The organism is Curtobacterium sp. HSID17257 (assembly GCF_003989515.1).
Classification (GTDB): Bacteria; Actinomycetota; Actinomycetes; order Actinomycetales; family Microbacteriaceae; genus Curtobacterium.
In genome coordinates, this window is sequence record NZ_RBLU01000001.1 from 49306 (window position 1) to 74000 (window position 24695).

27 protein-coding genes and 1 tRNA gene are annotated in these 24695 nt (G+C 72.0%); 11 read left to right on the plus strand and 17 right to left on the minus strand.

What is annotated here, in order from left to right:
- Positions 1-4: 4 nt before the first annotated feature.
- Together D8M35_RS00245 and D8M35_RS00250 are read right to left on the minus strand one after the other, a co-directional pair.
- Positions 5-577, minus strand: a complete 573-nt coding sequence (locus D8M35_RS00245) for an FHA domain-containing protein (RefSeq protein WP_126889988.1) — start codon at positions 575-577, stop codon at positions 5-7.
- Positions 574-1254 carry a DUF3662 and FHA domain-containing protein gene (locus tag D8M35_RS00250; protein ID WP_126889989.1) on the minus strand — a complete coding sequence of 227 codons (681 nt, stop codon included), beginning with the start codon at positions 1252-1254 and terminating at the stop codon, positions 574-576. Before D8M35_RS00250 ends, D8M35_RS00245 begins: the two co-directional genes overlap by 4 nt.
- A gap of 110 nt (positions 1255-1364) precedes the next feature.
- Between D8M35_RS00250 and D8M35_RS00255 the strand changes: the two genes are divergently transcribed.
- Positions 1365-1451 (plus strand) — tRNA-Leu (locus tag D8M35_RS00255).
- Positions 1452-1603: 152 nt separating this feature from the next.
- Here the strand turns inward: D8M35_RS00255 and D8M35_RS00260 are convergent.
- The 3 genes from D8M35_RS00260 to D8M35_RS00270 are packed head-to-tail and all read right to left on the minus strand — an operon-like array spanning position 1604 to position 4677.
- Positions 1604-2623 carry a YdcF family protein gene (locus tag D8M35_RS00260; protein WP_126889990.1) on the minus strand — a complete coding sequence of 340 codons (1020 nt, stop codon included), beginning with the start codon at positions 2621-2623 and terminating at the stop codon, positions 1604-1606.
- A gap of 54 nt (positions 2624-2677) precedes the next feature.
- On the minus strand, positions 2678-3364 hold the full coding sequence (locus D8M35_RS00265) for a response regulator transcription factor (RefSeq protein WP_126889991.1): 687 nt from the start codon (positions 3362-3364) through the stop codon (positions 2678-2680).
- Positions 3361-4677 carry a sensor histidine kinase gene (locus D8M35_RS00270; protein WP_126889992.1) on the minus strand — a complete coding sequence of 439 codons (1317 nt, stop codon included), beginning with the start codon at positions 4675-4677 and terminating at the stop codon, positions 3361-3363. Before D8M35_RS00270 ends, D8M35_RS00265 begins: the two co-directional genes overlap by 4 nt.
- Before the next feature lie 467 nt (positions 4678-5144).
- Between D8M35_RS00270 and D8M35_RS00275 the strand changes: the two genes are divergently transcribed.
- Positions 5145-6026, plus strand: a complete 882-nt coding sequence (locus tag D8M35_RS00275; RefSeq protein ID WP_126889993.1) for a manganese catalase family protein — start codon at positions 5145-5147, stop codon at positions 6024-6026.
- A gap of 93 nt (positions 6027-6119) precedes the next feature.
- Here the strand turns inward: D8M35_RS00275 and D8M35_RS00280 are convergent, their stop codons facing one another.
- The 3 genes from D8M35_RS00280 to D8M35_RS00290 all read right to left on the minus strand — a co-directional run bounded on the left by D8M35_RS00280 (position 6120) and on the right by D8M35_RS00290 (position 7489).
- A complete protein-coding gene (locus D8M35_RS00280; protein WP_126889994.1) occupies positions 6120-6434 on the minus strand; it encodes a hypothetical protein in 315 nt (104 codons plus the stop codon).
- 14 nt (positions 6435-6448) lie between these two features.
- Entirely contained in the window at positions 6449-6892 is a 444-nt protein-coding gene (locus D8M35_RS00285) for an Hsp20/alpha crystallin family protein (protein ID WP_126889995.1), read from the minus strand.
- Positions 6893-7018: 126 nt separating this feature from the next.
- A complete protein-coding gene (locus D8M35_RS00290) occupies positions 7019-7489 on the minus strand; it encodes a MarR family winged helix-turn-helix transcriptional regulator (protein ID WP_238638026.1) in 471 nt (156 codons plus the stop codon).
- A 63-nt stretch (positions 7490-7552) separates the two neighbouring features.
- Here D8M35_RS00290 and D8M35_RS00295 point away from each other — a divergent pair, with 63 nt between their 5' ends.
- Together D8M35_RS00295 and D8M35_RS00300 are read left to right on the plus strand one after the other, a co-directional pair.
- Positions 7553-8080, plus strand: coding sequence for a phenolic acid decarboxylase (locus D8M35_RS00295; RefSeq protein ID WP_126889997.1), 528 nt, complete (start codon positions 7553-7555; stop codon positions 8078-8080).
- A complete protein-coding gene (locus D8M35_RS00300; RefSeq protein ID WP_126889998.1) occupies positions 8080-8868 on the plus strand; it encodes an alpha/beta hydrolase in 789 nt (262 codons plus the stop codon). Before D8M35_RS00295 ends, D8M35_RS00300 begins: the two co-directional genes overlap by 1 nt.
- Before the next feature lie 101 nt (positions 8869-8969).
- Here D8M35_RS00300 and mgrA read toward each other — a convergent pair whose 3' ends face one another.
- On the minus strand, positions 8970-10013 hold the full coding sequence (mgrA, locus tag D8M35_RS00305; protein ID WP_126889999.1) for an L-glyceraldehyde 3-phosphate reductase: 1044 nt from the start codon (positions 10011-10013) through the stop codon (positions 8970-8972).
- A gap of 140 nt (positions 10014-10153) precedes the next feature.
- Between mgrA and D8M35_RS00310 the strand changes: the two genes are divergently transcribed.
- Genes D8M35_RS00310 through D8M35_RS00320 form a run of 3 tightly spaced genes read left to right on the plus strand, consistent with a single transcriptional unit; the run spans position 10154 to position 11607 of the window.
- Positions 10154-10336, plus strand: a complete 183-nt coding sequence (locus D8M35_RS00310) for a hypothetical protein (RefSeq protein ID WP_126890000.1) — start codon at positions 10154-10156, stop codon at positions 10334-10336.
- Positions 10337-10383: 47 nt separating this feature from the next.
- Complete coding sequence (locus D8M35_RS00315) at positions 10384-10941, plus strand: MarR family winged helix-turn-helix transcriptional regulator (RefSeq protein WP_066651217.1); 558 nt, start codon at positions 10384-10386, stop codon at positions 10939-10941.
- Between the two features lie 48 nt (positions 10942-10989).
- Positions 10990-11607: a TetR/AcrR family transcriptional regulator gene (locus D8M35_RS00320; RefSeq protein ID WP_126890001.1), complete on the plus strand. Its 618-nt coding sequence runs from the start codon at positions 10990-10992 to the stop codon at positions 11605-11607.
- Between the two features lie 102 nt (positions 11608-11709).
- Here D8M35_RS00320 and D8M35_RS00325 read toward each other — a convergent pair whose 3' ends face one another.
- From D8M35_RS00325 to D8M35_RS00345, 5 genes are all read right to left on the minus strand, one after another.
- Positions 11710-13413: a beta-N-acetylhexosaminidase gene (locus D8M35_RS00325; RefSeq protein ID WP_126890002.1), complete on the minus strand. Its 1704-nt coding sequence runs from the start codon at positions 13411-13413 to the stop codon at positions 11710-11712.
- Positions 13414-13571: 158 nt separating this feature from the next.
- Positions 13572-14570 carry an alpha/beta hydrolase gene (locus D8M35_RS00330; RefSeq protein ID WP_126890003.1) on the minus strand — a complete coding sequence of 333 codons (999 nt, stop codon included), beginning with the start codon at positions 14568-14570 and terminating at the stop codon, positions 13572-13574.
- Positions 14563-16116 carry an MFS transporter gene (locus tag D8M35_RS00335; RefSeq protein WP_274542754.1) on the minus strand — a complete coding sequence of 518 codons (1554 nt, stop codon included), beginning with the start codon at positions 16114-16116 and terminating at the stop codon, positions 14563-14565. Before D8M35_RS00335 ends, D8M35_RS00330 begins: the two co-directional genes overlap by 8 nt.
- A gap of 144 nt (positions 16117-16260) precedes the next feature.
- On the minus strand, positions 16261-16860 hold the full coding sequence (locus D8M35_RS00340) for a GNAT family N-acetyltransferase (protein ID WP_126890004.1): 600 nt from the start codon (positions 16858-16860) through the stop codon (positions 16261-16263).
- 31 nt (positions 16861-16891) lie between these two features.
- Positions 16892-17347 carry a hypothetical protein gene (locus D8M35_RS00345; RefSeq protein ID WP_126890005.1) on the minus strand — a complete coding sequence of 152 codons (456 nt, stop codon included), beginning with the start codon at positions 17345-17347 and terminating at the stop codon, positions 16892-16894.
- Positions 17348-17857: 510 nt separating this feature from the next.
- Here D8M35_RS00345 and D8M35_RS16465 point away from each other — a divergent pair.
- Entirely contained in the window at positions 17858-18166 is a 309-nt protein-coding gene (locus tag D8M35_RS16465; protein WP_126890006.1) for a hypothetical protein, read from the plus strand.
- 10 nt (positions 18167-18176) lie between these two features.
- Positions 18177-18377: a hypothetical protein gene (locus D8M35_RS00355; protein ID WP_126890007.1), complete on the plus strand. Its 201-nt coding sequence runs from the start codon at positions 18177-18179 to the stop codon at positions 18375-18377.
- A 62-nt stretch (positions 18378-18439) separates the two neighbouring features.
- Here the strand turns inward: D8M35_RS00355 and D8M35_RS00360 are convergent, their stop codons facing one another.
- Together D8M35_RS00360 and D8M35_RS00365 are read right to left on the minus strand one after the other, a co-directional pair.
- Positions 18440-19555 (minus strand): Gfo/Idh/MocA family protein, encoded by a 1116-nt coding sequence (locus D8M35_RS00360; RefSeq protein WP_126890008.1) that lies wholly within the window; start codon positions 19553-19555, stop codon positions 18440-18442.
- The gene (locus tag D8M35_RS00365) at positions 19552-20352 is read right to left on the minus strand and encodes a sugar phosphate isomerase/epimerase (protein WP_174234663.1); all 801 of its coding nucleotides are present in this window, start codon (positions 20350-20352) and stop codon (positions 19552-19554) included. The genes D8M35_RS00360 and D8M35_RS00365 overlap by 4 nt, the downstream gene beginning before the upstream one ends.
- 251 nt (positions 20353-20603) lie before the next feature.
- Between D8M35_RS00365 and D8M35_RS00370 the strand changes: the two genes are divergently transcribed.
- A complete protein-coding gene (locus D8M35_RS00370) occupies positions 20604-21899 on the plus strand; it encodes an MFS transporter (protein WP_126890009.1) in 1296 nt (431 codons plus the stop codon).
- Positions 21900-22009: 110 nt separating this feature from the next.
- Positions 22010-23332: a carboxylesterase family protein gene (locus D8M35_RS00375; RefSeq protein ID WP_126890010.1), complete on the plus strand. Its 1323-nt coding sequence runs from the start codon at positions 22010-22012 to the stop codon at positions 23330-23332.
- Positions 23333-23418: 86 nt separating this feature from the next.
- Here D8M35_RS00375 and D8M35_RS00380 read toward each other — a convergent pair whose 3' ends face one another.
- Entirely contained in the window at positions 23419-24663 is a 1245-nt protein-coding gene (locus D8M35_RS00380) for an acyl-CoA dehydrogenase family protein (protein WP_126890011.1), read from the minus strand.
- Positions 24664-24695: the final 32 nt, after the last annotated feature.

The following is a 24695-nucleotide window of genomic DNA, read 5'->3' on the forward strand; positions in this document are numbered from 1 at the left end:
CCGGTTACCGCCGCAGCTCGAACGTCGTCGTCCCGATCGTGATCGGCGTCCGTTCCGCGATGGTCACGGGCCCGGTCACCTTCTGATCGTTGACGAACGTGCCGTTCGTGGACTCGAGGTCGGACAGGACCCAGCCCTCGCCACGGAGGTCGAGGCGGGCGTGGTGCGTCGAGGTGTAGTCGTCGCGGATGACGACGTTCGACTCGCTGGAGCGACCGATCGTGATCGGGCCGCCGCCGAGCGGCATCTCCAGGCCCTCGCGCGAGCCCTCGGTGATGACGAGGCGCGTCGGGACGCCGGCGGCCTGCTGTGCGGCACCCGACTGCTGCGGCGTCGGGCCCGAGGGCTGGCCGATCAGCTCCGTGAACGCACCGGGCGCCGCGGCCGCTGGTGCTGCTGCGGCGGGGACGGCCGGCGTCGTCGGCGAGGACGCACCGGCCTTCGGGTCGGTCGGGATGGTGCGGACACGTTGGCCGAACAGGTCGCTCCGCAGGGCGAAGACGATGACGAACACGAACAGCCACAGCACCGCCAGGAAGGCGAAGCGCAGGACGAGCAGGGTCAGGCCCGTGGTCATCGTGCACCTCCGTCGTTCTCCGGGATCACCCGGAACACCATACGGGTACGACCGATCTCGATGGTGGAGTCCGGCTCGACGATGGCCTGCTGGAAGCGCTCGCCGTTCAGCTTCGAGCCGTTCGTGGACCCGAGGTCGTTGGCCTGTGCGTGCTTGCCGTCCCAGATGACCTCGACGTGCTTCCGGCTCGTCCCGGTGTCGGCCACGGTGATGTCCGCGTCGGTGCCCCGCCCGATGACGGTGCGGCCGCGGCGCAACCGGTGGCGCTGCGAGCCGATGTCGAGCACGGCGACCCAGGCGACGTCGCGCTGGACGGTCGACGAGTCGATCTCCAGGATCCCGGTGGACAGCGTGCCGTCCTGCTGCAGCGAGATCGACACCGGGCCGGAGAACGAGTAGTTCTGCGCGACCGCGTGCTGCTGCACCATCTGCGACAGCTCGTCGATGAGCGGCCGACCGATGTCGTTCATGCGGGTGTGGTCCGGTGGTGCGAGGCGCACCGTGAACTCGTTGGGCACGAGGATCCGCTCGCGCGAGACCACGGCGGCCTTCGTGTCGAGCTCCCGCCGCAGCGCGCTGGAGATCTCGACGGGCTGCACGCCGGAGCGGAAGGTCTTCGCGAAGGCGCCGTTCACGGCGCGCTCCAACCCTCGCTCGAAGCTGTCCAAGAGGCCCATGTGTCTCCGTGTTCGTCGGTCAGGGACCACTGCATGGTAGTGGGTGGCGCTCCTGCCCGTCTGTGCGTGGTCACGGGCACCCTCCCACGCGTGCTAGTGTTGCCGGGCTGGCGCGAGTGGCGGAATTGGTAGACGCGCACGGTTCAGGTCCGTGTGCTGGAAACGGCGTGGGGGTTCAAGTCCCCCCTCGCGCACCAGGTGAGGGAAGGCCCCCGGAGGGATCCGGGGGCCTTCTCGCGTTCCCGGGCCCGCTCACGGCCGCGCGCGGCGAGGTGGGTGCGTGCCGGCCGGGAGGCGCGGATCACCGCTGCCACGGGCCTCCCGTCCGTCGCGTGGTCGGCTGGGTGCCTCAGGGGACCAGCTGGGTGAGCTGGCCGACGACGACGGCCGCCGCCAGCACCACGAACGGGCCGAGCGCGATCACGGTGACCCAGCGGTGCTCGACCAGCAGTGCGACGAACTCGCGGAGGAACGCACTGGGCACGTAGTAGCGCGCGGTCCGTGCGCCGACCACCTGCGCGTCGACCCCGAGGCGTCGGGCGAGCGAGGCGGTGCGGAGCACGTGGTAGTCGCTCGTGACCAGGAGCAGGGGGCCGTGTCGGTCCGCTTCCCGCAGGAGCACGGCGGACCGCTCGATGTTCTCGCGGGTGGTGGTCGACCGGTCCTCGAGCAGCACGGCCTCCGCCGGGACGCCCTGGGCGCCGAGGTACTCGCCCATGGCGGCCGCCTCGGACCGGACCTCGTCGCTGCCCTGGCCGCCCGACGGCACGAGCAGCGGCCGGTTGCCGCGCGCCGTCTCGGCACGCCAGACCGTGAGCGCCCGGTCGAGCCGTCCGCGCAGGAGCGGGGTCACGGTGCCGTCCGGCCGGAGTCCGGCGCCGTGCACGACGACGGCGGTCGGCACGAGTCCGTGCCGCATCCGCCCGTAGACGACGGAGTAGACCGCGAACGACACGAACGCTGCGCTCGCGTAGGCGGACACCAGGGCGACGAGCGCCGCCACGGTCACCCCGACGGCGCCGAACCAGACGACGACCAGGACGGCGAGGACCGGCAGTGCGAAGACCAGGACCCCGGCGATGAGCGAGAGCTGGTTGCCGAGGCTCCTGCCCTCCTTGCGGAGCATCGTGACGCCGTTCGCGACGAGGGCGACGCCGAACACCACGACGCTGACGGGCAGGGCGAGCATCAGCAGCGCGAGCAGGACGAGTGCCACGGGGGAGCGGTCGGCTGCGACGGAGAGCGTTCCGAGCACGCCGAACACGACCGCCGCGGTCAGGAAGACGCCGTTGCGGAGCAGGCGCGGGTCGCGGCGGCGTGACACCGCGAAGCAGACGGCGAAGACGACGGCGACGACGAGGAGGAACACGGTCGGAGCGTACCGGGGACGAGTGGCCGGGGTCGGTGGCCCATGGGCGTCGGTCTACGGGCCGGTGGACCGGGCGTCGCGGGCACCGGCCAGCCCGTGGTCGTGCGCGTACACCACGAGCTGCACCCGGTCACGGAGCGCGAGCTTGCCGAGGATGCTCGAGATCTGCGTCTTCACGGTCGACTCGGTGACGAACTCCTTCGCCGCGATCTCGGCGTTCGACAGCCCACGCGATGCCCAACCGAACACGATGCGCTCCCGGTCGGTCAGGGTCTGGAACGCCTCGGGCTGCGGGGCGGGGGCACGGTCGACGTCGGCGCCGAACAGCTGCGAGAGGTCGTTCGGCGCGATCACCGAGCTGCCCTCGTGCACGGCGCGCACCGCCGCGAACAGGAACGGCGGCGTGGTGTCCTTGAGCAGGAACCCGCTCGCGCCGAGCCGGATCGCCGTGGCGGCCGCGGGGTCGAGGCCGAACGTCGTGAGCACCACCACACGGGGGAGCGGCCCCGGGAACGCGCCGGAGAACAGCTGGCGCACCGTCTCGACGCCGTCCACGCCGGCCATCCGCATGTCGAGCAGGACGACGTCGGGTCGGAGTTCGCGGATGCGGTCGAGTGCCTCGGCGCCGTCGGACGCCTCGCCCACCACCTGCATGTCGGGCTGCGCGTCGAGCACCACACGGAGGCCGGCGCGGAAGAGCGCCTGGTCGTCGGTGAGCAGGATGCGGATCGGGTCGGTCATCGAGTTGTCCCCCCTCGGACGTCGAACGGGATGCGGGCGCGCGCGACGAACACGGCGTCCAGCACGGCGGCGTCGAACGACCCGCCGATCGTGGTGAGTCGGGTCTGCATGCCGGTGAGGCCCCGGCCGGAACCCCGTGTCGACGCGGTCGTCGGCTGCTCACCGGTCGCGACGGTGCGGACGGCCACGGCGCCGGTGGCCGCAGCGGCGAGCTCCTCGAGCCCGAGCTCGGCGCCGACGGGCAGCGCGCTCGAGGGCACGGGGTTCTCGACCTCGAGCACGAGGTCGGCGGAGCGCCAGGTCTCCCGGACCTCGACGGCGCCGCCGGGTGCCCCGTGCCGGAGCGCGTTCGTGAGCATCTCCTGCAGGACCCGGCGGGCAGCGGTGCCGTGCACGGCACCGAGCGGCCGGGCGACACCGCGGACGGCGTGCTCCACGTCGACCCCGGCGTCGCGGATGCCGCGGACGATCTCCTCGAAGGACGTCGGGTCGCTCGCGGTGTCGGAGCCGTCGATGTGTCCGAGCACCTGCCGCACCTCGACCAGGGAGCTGCGGGCGGTGCTGGCGATGGTGGCGCTGACCTCGCGGATTCGGGCCTCGTCGTCGAGGAAGGGCACCGAGTCCGCCTGCGCGATGATGACCGCGAGTGAGTGCCCGACGACGTCGTGCACGTCGCGGGCGATGTCGGCGCGGATGCGCTCGGCCTCGGCCTCGTCGACCGCGCGGGTGGCGACGGCCTCGGCCCGGTTGGCCACGGCCTCCGCACGGCTGGCAGCTGCCTCGGCGTCGGCGCGTCGGACGGCCTCGGCGTTCTGCGACCGGATGGCCCGACCGGCGAGACCAGCGGCCCAGAAGGAGAGCAGGACGAGCGCCGGCGCGGCGAGGACGAGGACGACCTGGTCGCGTGGCCCGTTCAGCAGCAGGGCGTACCGGTAACCGGTCGAGGAGAGGTACATGGACGCCGAGGCTCCGGCGATCACGGCGAGGAGGCCGGCGAGCACGGCTTCGAACCGTGTGCCGACGACGGCGACGGTACCGATGACGACCGCGATGGCGAGGTCGACCAACGACGGCCGTTCGCCGCCGGCCACCTGCACCGCGCCGAGGGCGACGGTCGCGACCATCGCCGAGCTCGGGGACAGGCGGCGGAGCACGATCGCGACGCAGGCGACCGCGACGGCCAGGGGACTCGCGTGCTCGAGCTCGACGTCGATCGGTGCGGCGAAGAGCAGTGCCGCGAGCCCGGCCCAGAGGAGGTCGACGAGGATCGACCGGCGCCGCATCGGCCGGAGGAACGTGCGCCGGTCCGTCACGGCTCGATCATCGCACGACGGTGGATCACGGCATCGGGGACATCGCGACGAGTGCCACCGCGGTGACGACGACGATCGCGGCGCAGGTGGCGAGGGTGGCGATCACGTGCTTGGTCGAACTCTCCATGCCACCGAGCCTGGGGGTCGACCCGGTCGCCGTGCATCGTGCGGAGGGACGAACGGGGTCGTCCTGCAGGACGAACCCGTCAGATCGTCAGCTGTCCCAGCACGCGGTGGGCGATCGACACGGGCTCCCCGCTCACGACCCCGCCGCGGGGACGACTCACCTGCGTACAGACCGGAGGCACCGGGACCTCGTCCGCGCGATCCGGCCACCGGGGCCGCGTGATCCGTCCACCCCGGACGCCCGCCCAGTCACCGGCGCGGACCGTCGGAGACGACGACCGGACCCGGCCGTGCCGCCGTGCACGACGACGGGACGACGATCACCGAGACAGGAGAACGAGTTGTACTTCCACAAGCAAGAGCTCCAGTTCAAGGCCACCCCCGACAAGCCCGACGCGGTGTACGCGCGCAAGTTGCAGGAGGTGCTCGGCGGCCAGTACGGCGAGATCTCCGTCGCGCTGCAGTACCAGTTCCAGGCGTGGAACATGCACATCCCGGGCAAGTACCGCGACATGGTGTTCGGCATCGGTGCCGAGGAGATGGGCCACGTCGAGATGCTCGCGACGATGATCGCGCAGCTGCTCGAGAAGAGCCCGCTCGGCATCACCGAGGACGCGCTGCAGGACGACCCGACCGTCGCGGCGATCGTCGGGGGCACCGACGTGCAGCACGCGATCGTCGCGGGCGCCGGAGCCCGACCGGTGGACAGCAACGGCAACCCCTGGCAGGGCTCGTACATCACCGCGTCCGGCAACCTGCTCGCCGACTTCACGGCGAACGAGAACGCCGAGATGCAGGGGCGCGTCCAGGCCGCCCGGCTCTACCACATGACCGACGACCACGGCGTGCGGGACCTGCTCTCGTTCCTCATCGCGCGCGACACCATGCACCAGAACATGTGGGCGACCGCCGCCGCGGAGCTCCGCGAGAAGGGCGTCGAGGGCTTCCCGGTGCCGAGCAACTTCCCGCAGTCGAAGGAGAACCAGGAGGTCAACTACCAGTACCTCAACTTCTCCGACGGCAAGGCGGCGGCGGACGGCCCGTGGGCGAGCGGCCCGTCGTTCGACGGCAAGGGCGAGTACTCGTACCACGACGGCCCCACCACCTCGGTGCCGATGCCCCCGCCCACGCACCCGGACGTCCGGCTGTACGGCACCACCGAGCTGCCGAACGTGGTCGAGAAGACCGCCGGCCTCGTGCAGGACACGCTTCACAAGGAGTGACCGTCCCGCCGGTCGCGCGACGCGACCGGGAGACGGACGGGAGGCGCGGTGCCAGCCGGCACCGCGCCTCCCGTCCGTCACGTGGTCACCCCGTCACGACTCCGCACCCACCGTCACCAGCGCGGCGGTGTCGTCGTCGCGCGGTGCGCGCGGTGGCTCGAAGATGCCGGACCAGAGGCGCGTCGCACTCCAGAGTGCGATGAGCGCCACCGTGCCGGCGGCCGCGGCGAGCCAGGGGACGAGCGGGACCTGTGCCCACGCGCCGGGCGCGACCAGCCAGGTGAGGAAGTTCCCCGCCGTGCTGCCGGCCGCGCCCAGGAGCACGGCCACCCGACGGTCCAGGCTCGTCGCGACCAGCGCTCCCGTCACGACCGCGACGGCGAGGAGGGCGTTGATGATCGTCGTCACCGCACGCCCCCGGACTACTCGGCGGAACCGCTGCCGACCGCGAGCTGCTGCGCACCGCTGCCGGTGGTCACGTCGATCTTGCGCGGCTTCGCGGACTCCTTGACCGGGATCGTCACGCTCAGGACGCCGTTGTCGTAGGCGGCGCTGATGCGCGCGGTGTCCAGGTGGTCACCGAGCGTGAGCTGCCGGACGAACGTGCCCGGCTGGCGCTCCCGGGTGAGCCACTGGGAGCCCTCCGGGGCGCCGAGCGTGCGCTCCGCGCGGATGGTCAGCACCGAGCCGTCGACGTCCACGTCGACCGAGCCCGGGTCGATGCCCGGCAGGTCGACGTCGAGGACGTAGTGGTCGCCGGTGCGGTACAGGTCCATCGGCATCGAGCGGGGAGCACCGGCTCCGGCTCCGAGCAGGGAGCCGGCGAGTCGGTCGAGCTCGCGGAACGGGTCGAACTGCATCGTCATCGAGATCAACTCCTTCGTGGTCTTCGTTGAGTCCCCTCGACTCAACTGCGACCCGTTCTAGCACTCTCCCCTCGGGAGTGCCAAAAAACCGCTCGGAGCCTGCTGGGAACGGTGCCCCGATGGCGATCAGTGGTCGCCGCGGTGCGTGATCTCGTGGTGCAGGTGCTCGAGTGCGGGGAGCGCGGCGGCCAGCGCGGTGCGGTCCTCGGGTGCGAGTCGGCCGAGTGCCTCGACGAGCACCGCGGCCGATGCCTCGTCGTAGGCGGCGAGCCGTTCCTCGGCCAGGGGGGTCAGGCGGAGCTCGGTCCGGCGTCCGTCGCCGGCGGCCAGGCGTCGCTCGACGAGTCCGACGGACTCCATCGCCGAGACGAGGTTGCTCACCGTCGACCGGGCGAGACCGAGGCGGGCGGCGAGGGCCGAGGGGGTGGTCGTGGACCCGGTCAGGGCACGCATCGCCTCGACCTGGGCGTCGGGCAGGTCGGGCAGGTCGGCGACCTCGCGGGACGTGCGGAGGAGAGCGCGCCGGAACGGGCCGATGCGGTCGCTCAGCCTGCGCGCGACCTGCGTCGTGGCGTCCGATGCGTCCGTACCCTGCACACACGGCAACCTAGCAGCGAGAAGTGTTTGCAACAAAACCATTCCGGGTGCAAACTCGATCGCATGACCGCACAGACCTCCGTCGAGCACCCCGAACCGCCCCAGGACCTCACCGGCATCGTCGGCCACCGGTTCGTCTACACCTACGCCAACGGCTGGCAGTACGAGATGTACGTCAAGAACGCGACGACCATCGACTACCGCATCCACACCGGCCACGTCGGCGGCCGCTGGGTGAAGGACCAGACCGTCGACCTCGTCGCCCTCGCCCCCGGTGTCTACAAGGTGTCCTGGAACGAGCCGACCGGCACCAGCGTCGTCGTCAACGTCATCCCCGAGCAGCGGGTCCTGCACGGGACGATCTTCTTCCCGCGCTGGATCGAGCTCGACGGGCAGAAGACCGTGCTCTTCCAGAACGACCACCTGGACGAGATGCAGCGCTTCCGCGACGAGGGGCCGACCTACCCGATCTACGTCGTGCCGGAGTTCGCGCACATCACGCTGTTCGAGCACGTCGGCGAGGACGACGAGACCGTGGTCGACACCGCTCCCGGCGACCTGCCGGCCGGCTGGGTGGACCGGACGAACTGATGGCCAGCGCGCCGCTGCGGGGTGTCGACCCCCGCACCACCCCGACCACGCTCGACCACGACGGTCGGACGATCCGCGGCTGGCAGTGGGAGCCGCAGGACGGGGCGGCGGATGCCCCCGTCGTGCTGCTCGTGCACGGCTTCAGCGACAGTGCGCTCGGCGGGCACCAGCTGTTCGTGCAGACCGCACGACACCTGGTCGCCCGAGGCGCCGTCGTCCGCAGCCACGACCGACTCGGGCAGGGCGTCAGCGACGGGGAGTTCGCGGACATCACCATCCGCGACGAGGTGGAGCAGGTCGTCACGATGATCCGCGCCGCCGACCGCGGACAGGGCGTGCACGTCGTCGCGCACAGCCTGGGCGCGGTGGAGTCGGCGCTCGCCGCGGCGCGGGAGCCCTCGCGGGTCCGGACGCTCACGCTGTGGTCGCCGGCCGGCGTCGTCGTCGAGGACATCACGGAGCACGACGCGATCCAGGGGCAGCCCCTCGCCCCGGTGCGCGAGCGCGGCTGGCTCGACTTCGGCGGGATGCCCCTGGGTGGCGCGTTCATCGCCGACGTTCAGGACGGCCTCGACGTGTACGGCCCGGTGTCCGACTACGCCGGGCCCGCCGACGTGGTGCACGGGACCGAGGACGCGATCGTGCCGGTGTCGTACGGCCGCCGCTACGCCGAACTCCTGCCCGGCGCGCGGTTGACGGTCGTCGACGGCGCCGACCACGGCTGGTCGTCGGTGCCCTTCCGGGAGCGGCTCCTGGCGCTGCTCGACGAGCGCCTCGGCATGGCCTGACGCCCTCCTCCTCCCGCGGAACGCAACGTCGGCGGCAGCTCGCAGCGTCGTACCGCTGCGAGCAACCGCCGACGTTGCGTCTTGCGATCCGGGACCGGAGGTCAGCTCACCTGGCCGGAACGGGCTCCGGACCAGAGGTCGACGTCGAGCACGCCGACCGAGTGCTCGTCGATGCGACGCAGCTCGTCGTCCGTGAACGACAGGTTGCCGAGCGCCGCGACGTTCTGCTCGAGCTGCTCCACGCGGGACGCCCCGATCACGAGCGAGGTCACCCGCTCGTCGCGCAGCGCCCAGGCGAGGGCGAGCTGCGCGAGGCTCTGCCCGCGGTCGGACGCGATGCCGTTCAGCGCCCGCAGGTGTCCGACGACCTCGTCCGTCAGGGTGCCGGCGTCGAGCGACTTGCCGGCGGCGGCACGTGAGTCCTCCGGCACGCCGTCCAGGTAGCGCCCGGTGAGCAGCCCCTGCGCGAGCGCGGTGAAGCCGATGACGCCGAAACCGAGCTCGCCGGCTGCGTCGAGGAGCCCCTCGTCCTCGATCCAGCGGTTGAGCATCGAGTACGACGGCTGGTGGATGAGGAGCGGCGTGCCGAGGTCGCGCAGGATCTCGACGGCCTGCCGGGAGCGCTCGGCGTCGTAGGACGAGATCCCGACGTAGAGCGCCTTGCCCTGCTGGACGGCGGTGTGGAGTGCGCCCATCGTCTCCTCGAGCGGGGTCGAGGCGTCGAGCCGGTGCGAGTAGAACACGTCGACGTATTCCAGGCCCATCCGCTCGAGCGACTGGTCGAGCGAGGCGAGCACGTACTTCCGCGAGCCGCCGCCCTGCCCGTACGGTCCGGGCCACATGTCCCACCCGGCCTTCGTCGAGATCACCATCTCGTCGCGGTACGGACGGAAGTCCTCCCGCATCAGCCGACCGAAGTTCACCTCGGCGGCGCCGTAGGGCGGGCCGTAGTTGTTCGCGAGGTCGTGGTGCGTGATGCCGAGGTCGAACGCCCGACGGCTGATCGCCCGCTGCGTCTCGAACGGCTTGTCGTCGCCGAAGTTGTGCCAGTAGCCCAGCGACAGCAGTGGCAGGTCGAGCCCTGAGCGGCCGGTCCGGCGGTAGGGCATGGAGTCGTAGCGGTCGTCCGCGGCGATGTAGGCCATGGACCCATCCTGGCCCCGCCCCGTCGGGTGCCGCGCGAACCGTACAGAACGCGAAAAGTTCGTTGCACTGATCATTCGCGTCGTGAAACAGTTCACTCGTCCGACCAGGACGGCAACGACGCAGGAAGGCGGGATCACTCATGCACAGCACGTACTCCGGGATGCCGCGCACCACACGGCTGGCCGCGACCCACACGCGGGTCGGTCTGACCGACCCCGCCGTCATCGACGCCTGGGTGTCCCGGCGCATCCAGGACCCCTCGCTCCTGTCGACGCGCAGTGAACCGTCGTACGCTGACTTCTTCACGGCGCCCACCGCGTAGCCACCCGCTCCGACCGGATCCGCCCGACAGAGAGACCCCACCAGCCGATGCCCCTGACCGTCGTCCGCCGTGAGCACGTCCACCTCTACGCCAGGGAGCCGCGGTCGAAGGCCGCGAAGGTCGCCGTCGACGCACTCCTGCGCCTGCAGCACGTCGAGGAGCAGCAGCTCGAGCAGGCCCGCACCGAGAGCGGTCTGACGAAGAACGAGTTCCTGACCGTGCGGTACATGCTGCAGGCGCACCGGGACGGGCGGGCGATGGGGCCGAAGGACCTCGCCGTCATGCTCAACGTCTCGAACGCGTCGGTCACGAAGATCGTCGACGGGCTCGCGGCGAAGGGCGACATCGTCCGCGTACCGCACCCCACCGACCGTCGGGCACAGGTGCTCGAGCCCACGGTGCAGGCCGCCGAGAAGATCGACTCGTCGTACGCCCGCTTCCACGAGGCAGTGGTCGGCGTGATGGACCACCTGTCGAGCGAGGACAACGAGGTGCTCGCGCGCTGCCTGTCCCAGATCACCGACGCCCTCGCCGTCGGGACCCCGACCCCCGTGGACGAGTACACGGTCGACCCCGACGGCGCTGCGGAGCCGAACGACTCCTAGCGGCGACCGCGGGGTGGCGCGAAAACCTTCCAGCGGTAAGTTGGGGGGATGACGCACGAGGTCGACGACGACGGCGCGACCCCGCCCCGACGCGGTGGGTACCGCAAGGGCGCCGAACGCCGTGCGCAGATCCTCGACGAGATGATCCGCATGGTCGCGGCGCAGGGCGTCGACGCATCGTCGCTCCGATCGGTCGCCGACGCGCTCGGCATCACGCACGCGGCACTCCGGCACTACTTCCCGAGCCGCGACGAACTGCTGCTCGCCGTCTACCGCGAGCACGAGGTCCGCGAACAGGACGCCCCGGACCGGATGCGGTCGGCGATCGGCGACATGCGGGAGAGCGCGTCGCGGAACCGCGAGGTCCCCGGGCTCGTGCAGCTCTACACGACCCTCGCCGCCGACGCGGTGCAGGAGGGTCACCCCGCCACCCGCGACTTCATGCGCGAGCGCTTCACCCGGCTGCGCGCCGACCTCGCCGAGCTGATCGCCGCCGACCAGGCGGCCGGTCGGATCCGCGCGGACCTCGACCCCGTCGACCTGGCGAGCCTCGGCATCGCCGCGTCCGACGGCCTGCAGGTGCAGTGGCTGCTCGACCCGGAGGCGGTCGACGGCGAGCGGGTGCTCCGCCTGCTCGAGTCGATCATCCCCGCAGCCGAGGACTGACGCCGGTCCCGGCGACGCGACCACGGCTCCGTCTCGACGCGCGGCGGACGGGAGGCTCGTGGCGGTGCCGCCATGAGCCTCCCGTCCGCCACCCGGTCGCGACTACGGCGTCGACGCGCCGTCCGCGATGTTCGCCGTGACCGCGTCGATGTACGCGGCGCGCTCCGCGCGCGTCTGGGGGCGGCCCGGTACGCCGGGTCGTTCCTCCCAGGGGCGCGGGCCGGACTCGTGCCGGTACTCGACACCGAGGGCGTCGAGGCGACCGAGGTGGTGCGCCAGACGCTGCCGGAACTCCCCGACGTCGCGGGGACGGGTGGTGTCCGCCGACCAGAGGGCCTCGGAGAGCGCGACCACCCGGGGGAACAGCTGGTAGTCGAGCCGTCTGACGGAGTCGACGTGCTCGGTCCACATGTTCGCCTGGCCACCGATGACGTGCGCCCGCTCCGTCCCGGTGAGTTCCGTCGGCACCGGGTCGAACGCGTACACGTCGTCGATGGTGAGCACGATCGACACCGGGATCGGCTCGTTCGGCAGGTCGCTCTGCCGGTAGTCGAGGTAGACCTGGTCGTCCGGCGTCGCGATGACGTCGTGCCCGCGTCGGGCTGCGGTGATCGCGCCCTGCAGCCCGCGCCACGAGACGACCGTCGCCGACGGGGACAGCGTGCCGCCCTCGAGGATCTCGTCCCAGCCGAACGCCCGGCGTCCGTGCGCCTCGAGGTGCGCCGCGAGCTGCCCGACGATCCAGGCCTGCAGCTGCTCCTCGTCCTCGAGCCCGAGCTCGCGGATGCGCTCCTGCGTGCGCGGGTCGTCCTCCCACTGGTCCTTCGGGCACTCGTCACCGCCGATCCCGATGTACTCCGAGGGGAAGAGCGCGACGACCTCGTCGAGGACGTCGCGGAAGAACTGCACGGTGCTGTCCTCGGCGTTCAGGACGTCGTGCGCGATGCCCCACTCGGTCCAGACGTCGAGCTGCCGGTCCGGGTGCACGCCGAGCTCCGGGTACGCGGCCAGCGCCGCGCGGACGTGCCCGGGGGTCTCGATCTCCGGCACGACGGTGACGAACCGGTCGGCCGCGTAGGCGACGATCTCGCGGATGTCGTCCTGCGTGTAGGAGCCCCCGTGCGGGCGACCGTCCTTGCCGGCCACCCGGAGCGTGCCGTCCACGTCGGGGACGTGCGCGCCGACCTGCGACTCCGTGCGCCACGACCCGATCTCGGTGAGCCGTGGGTACTTCGTGATCTCGATGCGCCAGCCCTGGTCCTCGGTCAGGTGGAAGTGCAGGCGGTTGATCCGGTGCACGGCGAGCTGGTCGACCAGGCGGAGCACCTCGGCCTTCGTGCGGAAGTGCCGGGCGACGTCGAGCATCACGCCGCGCCAGGCGAAGGCCGGGGCGTCCTCGACGACGGTGGCCGGGAGCGTCCACCCCTCGGTACGCACCCGGCCGCGTCGGTACACGTCGGCGGGCAGGAGCTGGAGCAGCGCCTGGACGCCGTAGAAGACCCCGGCCGGGCCACCACCGGTGACGACGACGCCGTCGGTGGTGACCGCGAGGCGGAAGGCCTCCGAGCGGTCACCGCCGGGGCCCTCCGGCAGGTCGCTCGGGTCGGCGGCGATCCGGAGGGCGACCAGGGGGACGTCGGTCGCGCCGCCGGCGCCGAACAGGGGGAGTCGGGTCGATGCGCGCAGGACCTGCTGCAGGTACTGGGCGACCGGTTCGGCCGCGGGGTCGGCGGTGACGCGGGTCCGCTCGTCGAGGGTGAACGAGCCGGTGCCGTCGACGCGGGAGCGGGGGCGGGGGATGAGCATGCGGTGCGGTCCTTCCGGGGGAGGTCGGGGACGTGCCGGTGCCACCGCCGTCGTGGCGGTGCGCTCCATCCTCGTCGCTGCCCGCCGCCGCTGCCCGCTGTCCGCTGTCCGCCCGAGCTCTCGCCCCGCCCGCCGCCGCTGCTGCCGGTCGCGCCCGGTCAGGCCCCCGGCGTCCGGACCGGGTCGGGTTCCCCGAGCAGCCGGGTCGTCCAGTCGGCCAGGGCCGCGACCGCCGAGCGCGAGACCGCCGCACCCGGGACCATGCTGGTGAAGCCGTGGAACGCGCCCGGCCACACGTGCAGCTCGGCGTCGACCCCGGCGGCCCAGAGCGCGCTCGCGAACGCCACGGTCTCGTCGCGGAACACCTCGGCGCTGCCGCAGTCGACGTACGTGCGGGGGAGCCCGGACAGGTCCTCGGCGCGCGCGGGTGCCGCGTACGGGGAGACGTCGTCGGTACCACGGCGCTCGCCGAGGTAGGCGCCCCAGCTGAAGTGCATCGCCTGGCGGTCGGCGACGCCGACGCCGTCGATCTGCCGGGTGGACACGGTGTCGTCGCGGTCGTCGAGCATCGGGGAGACGAGGACCTGCGCGAGCACCTCGGGCCCGCTCCGGTCACGAGCGAGCAGGACCGTCCCCGCCGCCAGGCCCCCGCCCGCGCTCTGCCCGGCCACCACGATGCGCGCCGGGTCGATGCCGAGCTCGTCGGCGTGCTCCGCGACCCAGACGAGTCCGGCGTAGCAGTCCTCGACGGGGGTCGGGTCGGGGTGCTCCGGGGCGAGGCGGTAGTCGACGCTGATGAGCACGACGTCGTGGTCGAGCAGCCAGTCGTCGTACGAGTCGAGGTTGCCGAGGTGGTGCCCCATCACCATCCCGCCGCCGTGGATCGTGTAGACGCCCGTGGTCGGACCGGTCCGACCGGCGCGCTGGATCACCGCGAGGTCGATGGGGTCGCCGCCGTGGCCGGGGACGGTGATGCTCCGCCGCTCGAGGCCGCGGGAACGCAGTCGGTCGTCGAGTTCCTGTTCGCTGACGTCGAGCGCGCGCATCCGGGGCAGGGCCGCGGCGTCGATGGTGAACGGGCCACGGGCCTCGAGCGCGGTGAGGAGGACGGCGAGCTCGGGGTCGAAGGGCGGTCGGGGCGTGGTGGTCTCAGGCACGGGAGGACTCCTGGTGGTGGTCGGCGGAAGTGGACGAGGAAGAGGACGCGGACGTGGACGTGGACGTGGCCGTCGACGGCATCGGCGGGGACGGGGTCGGTGTCGGGGCCGGGGCCGGCGTCGGTTCCGGTGTGCCGACGCCGCGTCGCGCGCGGAGCACCCCGACGGTGACGAGCAGCGCCGCGACCACGGTGATCACGGCCCCGGCGACCTGCAGCGCACCGACGACGGCGGCAGCGTGCACGGCCGTGGTCCGGGCGACGGTGATGCTGCCCGGGACGAACGCCGCGAGCACCGTGCCGGTCGCCCCGATCCCCACCGCGGTGGCGAGCTCGCTCGCGGTGTCGACGAGCGCCGCCCCGATCGACGTGCGGTCGGTCGGCAGCCCGGACAGGACACTCGCGCCGGCGACCGCCCCGACGACACGCATCCCGCCCGCGACGAGCACGAGGGCGACCGCGACGGCCGGGTACCCGGTACGTCCGAGCAGGGTGAACACGGCGAGCCCGACCACGACGGCCGTGGCGCTCGTCCACGCGGCCCGATCGAGCCCGACCCGACGGACGAAGGGCGCCACGAAGCGGCCGCTCACGAGCAGCACGACGACCTGGGGCAAGGTCCCGATCGCCGCGAGGGCCGGCGGCCACCCCCACGCGGCCTGCAGCTGCAGGGTCACCGCGTAGGACAGCCCGGCGGTGGCGAGGCCGGCCGCAGCCTTGTACGCCAGACCGCTCGCGACGAGGGGCCGCGCCACCAGGGCGAGGTCGAGCAGCGGGTGCCGGGCGGACCGTTCGCGCACCACGAACCCGACGACGGCCGCGACGGTGGCGCCGGCTGTGACCCACGCGCCCCACCCCGGGGTGACCACGAAGAGCGTCGGGGTCACCAGGACCCCGACCACCGCTGCCGTCCCGAGCACCGCGCCGACCAGGTCGAGCGGGTGCCGGTGCAGGTCCTCCGGCCGGTCGGCGGTGACCCCGGACCGGATGCCGACGAGCGCGACGAGGGCGATCGGCACGTTCGCCACCAGGAGCACCTGCCACGGCGCCACCGCGAGCACGAAGCCGCCGATGGTCGGGCCGATCGCGAGCCCGACGAGTCCGGCGGTCGACACCACGGTCAGCGCCCGGACGCGCAGGTCGTCGCCGGCGAAGAGCCGGAAGGTCAGCGCCATCGAGCCCGGGGTGGTCATCGCGGCGGCGAGCCCCATGAGGGCACGGACGGCGACGAGCTGCTCCACGCTGGTCACGAGGACGGTCGACGCGCTCGCCACCGCGAGCAGGACCAGCCCGACGAGCATGGTGCGGCGGCGGCCGAACCGGTCGGCGACCGCCCCGAACAGGAGCATCAGGCCGCCGAACGCGACCGAGTACGCGCTCGAGACCCACTGCAGCGAGGCGGTGGAGGCGGCGAGGTCACGGCCGATCGTCGGCAGGGCGACGGTGAGGACCGAGTTGTCGAGCATCTCGAACAGGAACACGGCGGACAGCCCGGACAGGGCGATCCACGCGTCACGGAGACGGGCGGGTGGGGTGTGTGCAGACACGGGTGCACTCCTTCGATGAAGAAGTGGCGACTCCCGTGAGACGCGTGCACGCTCCCGGCCGACGAGCGGCGCGGGTCTTTTCCCTCTGCCCGGAACAGTAGCGCGCCCGGGCCGCCCACGCCTGCGCGACGGGACGGTGGTGCCTCAGGGACGCCCTGGGCGGTGCATGGCGACGGGGTACCCGCCGGGGGCGAGCCCGAGCGGGGCACCGGCGACGAAGCCGAATCGTTCGTAGAGCCGCCGGCTCCCCGGTGTGGTCGCCTCGAGGTAGGCGGCAGCGTGCTCCTCGTCCACGCGGACGAGGCCGGTGCGCAGGAGTTCCGAGCCGATGCCCTGGCCGGCGGCGGCGGGGTCGACCGCGACGTCGGCGAGGTACCAGTGCGGCGTCGCGGGTCGGTGCCGGGCGAACACCTCGGACGTGCGCAGTGCCGTCCGCAGGTGTCGGAGGCCGATCGCTCGCAGGTACCTCGGGAACTGCTGCAGACGATCGGCGAGCCCCGTGCGGTGTCCGGGACGTTCCCACGCGGCGAGCCCGAGGATCCGGTCCGCGGACTCGACCACGTCGACCACCCCGTCCGCGAATGCGCCGGTCAGGAGGCTCGCGGTGTACGACTGCGTCAGTCGTTCCTCGCGCCGGTGTTCGCCGGGGATGACCGCTGCGACGACGGCATCGTCCCGGAGCGCGCGCGCCAGCACCGCCCCGCAGGCCGATGCCTCTGCGCGGGTCGCTCGTCTCGTCGTCACGTCGTGGTCCTCCCGGGAACGGCTCGGCCGATCAACCGTAGCCCTCGTCGTACAGCCGCCACCCGTCCGCCGTCTGGTGGAAGCAGAACTGCCACCTCTGCAGTGTCCCGGGGTCGGCGCCGCTCATGTTCGTCTCGGTGACGTCGACGGGGATGCACTCCTCGGAGACCCCGCCGCGCTCATCGGCCGGGATCCGCTCGACAGCGCCGATGTTGCGGTGTGCCAGCAGGTCCGGGTGCTCGTCGAACCACGAGGTCGGCTGCCGCTGCCCGCACCACGCGTGTTCGGGCGACGACGGTGCGTGTGCGGCCGTGAGCGCTTCGGTCACCGCGCAGTCGTGGGCCTCTGCTGCGCGGAGGTAGACGCGGAGGACCTGCTCGGACGTGGCGTCCGCCGGCGGGAGCCGTCGCGCGGTCCCGACCCGCTGGACCACCGCAGCCGTCCCGGCCACCGCGAGCACGGCACCGACCGCGACGGCAGTCGCCACGATCCGACGTCGCCGTGTCCCGCCACTCGTCGTACGCGTGTTGTCTCCTCTGTCGGCGATCGGATCTCGTCCCACGTGCGACTGTCGCACGCACCGCGTCCGTCGGCATCATCCCTCGGGACGAAGCCGGGTGGCCGAACGACCGGCAGGTGAGCGTGGTCACCTCGCACGTGGCAGATATACCAGTGTTCCACATTCGTGAGTTGGGCACTACGGTCGACCCACCAGGGTGTCCAGATCCTGGTGCACACCTCGAGAGAGACGATCATGCAGAACTTCCGAACCCGATCGGCCGGTCTCGCGTTGGCTGGGGCGCTCGTCGCAGCCGGCCTCGTGAACGCTCCCGCTGCGAACGCAGCTGCCCGTTCATCGGCGGACGTGTCCCAGAGGATCGACGGCACAGCGCCGGATGCCGTCACGATGGAGACGGTTCATCGAGCCATCGACGAAGCCCGGTCCGCAGGAGCGATCACGGCGGAGCACACCGCAGCTGACGGTACGACGACCGTCGTGATCGAGGGGGAAGGCGGGACGACGCTCGAACTGAACACCGGCGGCTCGGACGCCCGCTTGGGTACGGGGTCCGACCGCTACGGCATGTACGTCGCGTTCAACGCGTTCGATCAGAACCTCATCATCAGGTGCGCGCTGTCCGCCATCGCGTCCGGCATGTGCGCGCTCGGCCCCGCGGTGTGTGCCGTTGCGCAGGTGGCAGCGCTCCTCGCGAGCAATGCCATCGGCAGCGGTGGTGGCATCCGCTGCGGCACGAAGTCGCTGCGCGTCTACCCGGTCTCGCACCACGCACCCCGATGTGCCTGAGTGCAGAGCTGTGCTGAAGATCCTGACGAACGTCTGGTTCGCGCTCGCAGTCGCGGTCGGCCTGCTGGTGGCCGGCTCTGCGTACTTCGCCAGCACGGTGGACACACCGGGTCAGTGGACGGGCGCGCTGGTCAACGCGGTCGCCGTCGGGGCGAGCGGGATGTACGTCGGCACGATGATCCGTCGTCGGCGCCGGAACACCAGGCGTTGAACGTGACGGACGGGAGGCGCGGTGCCAGCTGGCACCGCGCCTCCCGTTCGCTGCTCTTCAGCTCAGGCGCGCACGCCCTCAGCCAGGACGGCGGCAGCCGGGTCGAAGTCCGCCGGCAGCGGCTCCGGCTTCGTGATCCGCGAGGTGATCTCGACGGCCTGGCCGGAATCGGCGGCGTCGCGGATGCCGAGCATGACGTCGAGCGCGTGGGACGCGACGGCACCGGAGGCACGCTCCGGGCGGCCCTCGGCGATCGAACGCGCCATCTCGACGACACCCGTGCCACGACCCCAGGTCGAGCCCTTGTGCTCGAGGGTCGTCGGCTCGTCCTTGCCGAGCGTCCACAGCGTGCTGTCACCGTCGAAGACGTTCGGGTCCGGCAGCACGATCGTGCCCTCGGAGCCGTTGATCTCGACGAAGCCGTTGCGGGGCAGGGCGTGCTGGAACGACAGCGTCGTCTGCGCGGACTGGCCGTCGGCGAACGAGATGAGCGCGGCGTGGTGCGTCGGCACCTCGACGGCGAACTCGGTGCCGGCACGGGGGCCCGAGCCGATCACGCGGGTCTCGCGCGACTTCGACGACACGGCCTGCACGCGCGAGGCCGAGCCGAACGCGTGGAGGAGGGTCGTCACGTAGTACGGGCCGATGTCGAACAGTGGACCGGCGCCCTCGGCGTAGAGGAACTCGGGGTCCGGGTGCCACTGGTCCGGGCCGGGCACGTGGAACATCGTCGTCGCGGTGAGCGGCGTGCCGATGTCACCGCGGGCGATGGCACGGATCGCGGTCTGGATCCCGGCGCCGAGCACGGTGTCCGGGGCGGTCGCGTACCGGACGCCGGCGGCCGACGCGGCGGCGAGGAGCGCCTGGGCGTCCTCGGCCGTGGTGGCGACCGGCTTCTCGCTCCAGGTGTGCTTGCCGGCGGCGATGATCTGCTGGCCGACCTTCGCGTGCTCGGCCGGGATCGTGATGTTGACGACGATCGAGATGTCGTCGCGGGCGAGGAGCTCCTCGACCGTGCCCGACGACGGCACACCGTACTTCTCGGCCTGTGCGGCCGCGCGCTCGAGGATGAGGTCGGCGACCATCAGGACCTCGACGTCGGCGAACTGCGTCAGGTTGGTCAGGTACTGGTCCGAGATGTTGCCGGCACCGATGATGCCGACTCCGACGCGGCTCACTTGTCGTTGTCCTTCAGCCAGGCGAGCGACTCGGTGATGCCCTGGAAGACGTCACCCGAGTACGCGTCGAACTCGACGACGCGGATGGCCTGCGGTGCGGCGGCGAGGATGCCCTGCACGTCGACGTCGCCCTGGCCGGCCGGGGTCTGGTTCTCGAAGGCGCGCTGCAGTGCCTCGGGCACGACGAGGGCGCTCTCGGACGAGGGCAGCGCGGTGAGGATGTCACCGTCGACCTTGCCGTCCTTGACGTGGATCGCGACGACGCGGTCGCCGAGCGACTTGAGGACGGCCGGTGCGTCGGCGCCGCCGACGGTGGCCCAGAAGGTGTCGACCTCGAGGACGGTCTCCGGCGAGAGCTGCGACACGAAGAGCTCGTAGACGGTCTTGCCGTCGACCTTGTTCGTGAACTCCCACTGGTGGTTGTGGTACCCGAACTTGAGCCCGCGCGCGGTGGCCTCGGCGGTGAGCTCGTTGACGCGCTCGGCGATCTTCGCGACGTCGTCGGCGGTCTGCCAGCGGTCGGTCGGGATGAAGGGGTCGATGACGGTCTGGATGCCGAGGCGCTCGGCGGCGTCCCAGATCGGGGCGGTGTCCTCGGCGTCGATCACGGCGACGTGACCGGACGGAGCCCGCAGCCCGGTGGCGGCGAAGGCCTTCTCGAGGTCGGCAGCGCGCTCGACGAACGCGTACGGCTCGACGTTCTCGTAGCCGATCTCGCGCACCCGGGCGATGGCCTTGTCGAGGTCTTCGGCGATGGCGTCGCGCAGCGAGTACAGCTGCACAGAGGTGGTGGGCATGGCAGAGGGCTCCTTCGGTCCTGTCAGGTTGTCGGGGCCCGTCGAGGATCGATGCTCCCCGGCGAGATCGAGACCGACGCTACCCCAAAAACCACCCGCTGTGTAGTTTTTGTCGCGCGTCGGTGCCGCGCCGTCTCGATGCGCCGCTTCTGCGAACCTGAACGACACGTGTCGCTCGCGGCCCGAGCGATGTATGCTCGCCGACGGAAAACCTTGCAACACAAGGTTTCCGATCGACTCAAGGAGGCGTCATGAGCACACCCGAACCCGGCAGCCCCGCACTGCTGAACCCGGAAGAGGGCATCACCCAGCCCGTCAGCACCGTCAAGGTGGGGATCGGCTACCAGGTCGCACTGTTCCTCGGACAGTTCGGTCTGTTCGTGGCGCTCATGGCCCCGGTCTACGTCAGCATGCAGATCAAGGCGCAGGCCCTGGTCGGCGACGACGCGGCGAACGTCATCGGCTCCGTGCTGCCGATCGGTGCGTTCGGCGCGCTCATCATGAACCCGCTGGCCGGTGCGCTGTCCGACCGGACCCGCACGCGCTGGGGTCGCCGTCGCCCGTGGCTGCTCGGCGGCGTGGTGGTCTTCGCGATCGCGCTCGCCTGGATCGCCTACGCGCCCGACGTCCTCAACCTGACGCTCGGCTGGCTGCTCGCGCAGCTCGCCGCGAACGCCACGCTCGCCACCCTGCTCGCGAGCTTCGCCGACAACGTCCCGCAGCTCCAGCGCGGCCGGGCGTCGAGCATCATCGCGCTCGCGCAGAACATCGCCGTGCTCGCCGGCACGTACCTGTCGGTGTTCTTCGTGGCGAACCTGCCGGTCCTGTTCATCGCCCCGGGCGTCCTGGCGATCGTCCTGGTCGTCGTGTACGCCCTGGTCGCCCGTGACGACCTGCCGACCTACAAGCTCAAGCCGTTCACCTGGATCAACCTCATCTCGTCGTTCTGGACGAACCCGATCAAGAACCCCGACTTCGCGTTCGCGTGGTGGTCGCGCTTCCTGATCATCCTCGCGACGTTCATGTTCACGACGTACCGCCTGCTCTACATGCAGGAGCACCTCGGGATCGACAACCTGAAGGACGCCACCGAGGCGGTCGCGTTCGGCGTGCTCCTCTACACGCTCGCGCTGCTCGTCAGCGCGGCGCTCTCCGGCTGGGCGTCGGACAGGATCGGCCGCCGCAAGGTCTTCGTCGGTGGCTCGACCGCGCTGTTCGCGGTCGGCCTGGTGATCCTCGCCCACGCCGACACCGTGACCGGCTTCTACGTCGCCGAGGTCGTCATGGGCTTCGCCTACGGCATCTACTCGGCCATCGACACCGCGCTCGTCGTGGACGTGCTGCCGAACGCCGACCGCCCGGGCAAGGACCTCGGTGTGATCAACATCGCCAACGCGCTGCCACAGTCGCTCGCACCCGCCATCTCGCTCTTCTTCCTGAAGATCGGCAGCAGTCACCCCGACAACTACGAGCTCATGTGCTGGGCCGCCGGGATCGTCGCCCTGCTGGGCGCCCTGGTGGTCATCCCGATCAAGCGGGTCCGCTGACGCCCGTCGCGGGTCGCCACCACTGACGGACGGGAGGCGCGGTGCCAGCTGGCACCGCGCCTCCAGTCCGTCTGCCGTACGTCCGCAGGTCGCGCCGTTAGCGTGGGTCGGTGCCAACCACCGACACCCGTCCCTTCGACTCCCCGGCCGGCACGATCGAGGCGGTCGTCGACGGCGAGGTGACCCGCGCCCTCGGGATCCCGTACGCGCAGGCCGACCGCTTCGCACCGCCGACGCCGCAGCCGCCGTTCCCCGAGCCGTTCCGCGCCGACACCCCGGCGCCCGTCCCGCCGCAGCCGAGCGCGACCTCCGTCGACCAGCTCCTGCCGTCGATGGACCACCTGCGGGTCGACGAGCACTGCCAGCGCCTCAGCATCACGGTGCCCTCGGACGTCCGACCCGACGAGCGCCTGCCGGTGATGGTGTGGGTGCACGGTGGGTCCTACGTGCTCGGCGGCGGTGACCTGCCGATCCACGACGCGCACGACCTGGTGGCGGAGCAGCGCGTGGTCGTCGTCACGGTGACGTACCGACTCGGCGTGCTCGGGTTCCTCGGCGACGGCGGGACGGTGCCGGCGAACCTCGGCCTGCTCGACCTGGTCGAGGCGTTCCGGTGGGTGCAGCGGAACATCGCGGCGTTCGGCGGCGACCCCGCCGCGGTGACGGCGTTCGGGCAGTCCGCAGGAGCCGACGCGATCGCGCACCTCATGATCAGCGAGGGTGCGTGCGGGCTGTTCCGTCGGGCGATCGTGCAGAGCGCACCGCTCGGGCTGTCGCGGGGCCGAGCGCGGATGAACCGGGCGATGGTCCGGGCCGTCGGAGCGGTCGCGGGAGACGCCCCGCTCGACGAGGTCCTCGAGCGGCAGGCCCGCGCGACGAGGGCCGGCGGTCGGTACGGCCTGGCCGGCGGGATGCCGTTCGGCACGCAGTACGGGTTCGCGCCGCTGCCCGCCGAACGTGACACCGACCGGGCCTGGCGCTCCGTCGCCCCCGACGTCGACGTGCTCATCGGGTCCGGCTCCGACGAGGCGGGCATGTACGTGCCGCTCGTCCCCGGGCTCCGGACGGCGGCGCGGTCCCGACCGCTGCGGTCGCTGCTGCGGTGGCTGCTCGTCCGGCCGCTGTCCGAGGTGATCTACGGTCGCGATGCACGACGCTTCGCCGCTCGGCACCGGGAGGCCGGTGGTCGGGCGACGGTGTACCGGCTGCTGCGGCACCCGTCGGTCGCGCCGGTCGGTGCGGTGCACATGAGCGACCTGCCGCTGCTGCTCGGCGGACGGACGGCGTGGGTCGGCAGCCGGTTCGTTCCGGAGCGGGACTGGCCGGAGGTCGACCGGCGCGGACGGGCACTGCGGGCGATCTGGGCGGAGTTCGCGCGGACCGGACGGGTGACCACGGCGGACGACGAGACGCTGGTGTTCGACCGGGGGTGACCCACCGGGCCCGCGCAGGCTGCACGGCGAGGGGCCGGGGCACTCGGCCCCGACCCCCGCGACGGTGTGCTGCGGTGTCGCGGCGCTCAGCCGCGACGCGTCGCCCCGATCGCCCAGACCCGGGGCGGTTCGACCCCGTTGACGGCGTGGTCGCCGACGATCCGGGCCTTGAACACCCACGGGTTGTGGCTCCCCGCGGTGCGGGCGTTCCGCCAGTGCCGGTCGAGGTTCTTCGTCGTGCTCACACCCGAGGCCGCGAGGGCGTCGAACAGGTGTGACGTCGCCGTGGTCGCGAGGGACGTGAGCGCGACCTGCGCCTGTGCGGTCGCGAGCTCGGCGCGGTCGTTGCGTCGCTCGTCCTCGGCCTCGTCGAGGGCAGCACCCTCGTACGCGGCCTGCAGCGCCTCGGCCGCCCGGTCGACGATCGCGGTCGCCGCGAAACCGGCCGCGGACACCTCGCCGACGACCTGCAGGATCTGCGGGTCCGCGGCGAAGCTGTCGGCGTTGCCGTGCGAGAACACCCGGTTGCGGTTCCGGACCTGCAGCGCGATCTCCCGCTCGGCGGCCAGGACGGAGCCGGCGAGCACGGTGAGGAGCACCGCCTGGTAGAACGCGGTCTGGTACTTGAACCGGTCGTCGAACAGCACGACCGCGTCGGCCTGCACGACGGCGTCGGTGAACGTGCTCGTCCCCGAGCCCGTGGTCCGCTGGCCGAAGCCGTCCCAGTCGTCCGAGTGGCCGACCCCCGGCTGGTGTGCGTCGACGATCGCGATGACCCGGTCGCCGGTGTCGGTGCGCTCGGCGTACGTGTCGATCCAGTCCGCGAAGATGCTGCCCGTCGAGTAGTACTTCTGCCCGCTGATGCGGAAGGTGCCGTCGTCCTGCGGCGTGACCTTCGTGACGACGTCGCCGATCTGCACGGCCCCGACCTCGGTCCAGGAGTTGCCGGCGATCTCGCCCCGACCGAAGCGTTCGAGCCAGGCATCGCGTTCGCCGGAGCGCCCGACGAGACGGTCCTCGACGAGGGCGAAGTGCCCGCGCAGGGCCTGCGGGATGTTGCTGTCCGCGGCCGCGAGCTCGGTGAGCAGGCGGAAGAGCTGCGGGAGGGTCGCGCCCGCGCCACCGAACGCGACGGGGACGCGGACCGCGCCGAACCCGGCGGCTGCGAGTTCGCGGATCTCGTCGAAGGGGAGCCGGTGGTCCTGCTCCCGCTCGGAGGCGCCGGCGGCGATGCGGTCGAAGATCGGCCGGAAGCGGCCGGCCAGGGTCTCGTAGTCGACCGGTGCGGTGGTCTGGGCGGTGCCGAGCTGGTCGGCCGTGGTGTCGGTCATGGTGTCGTGCCTTCCGGGTTGCGTGTGCGGGT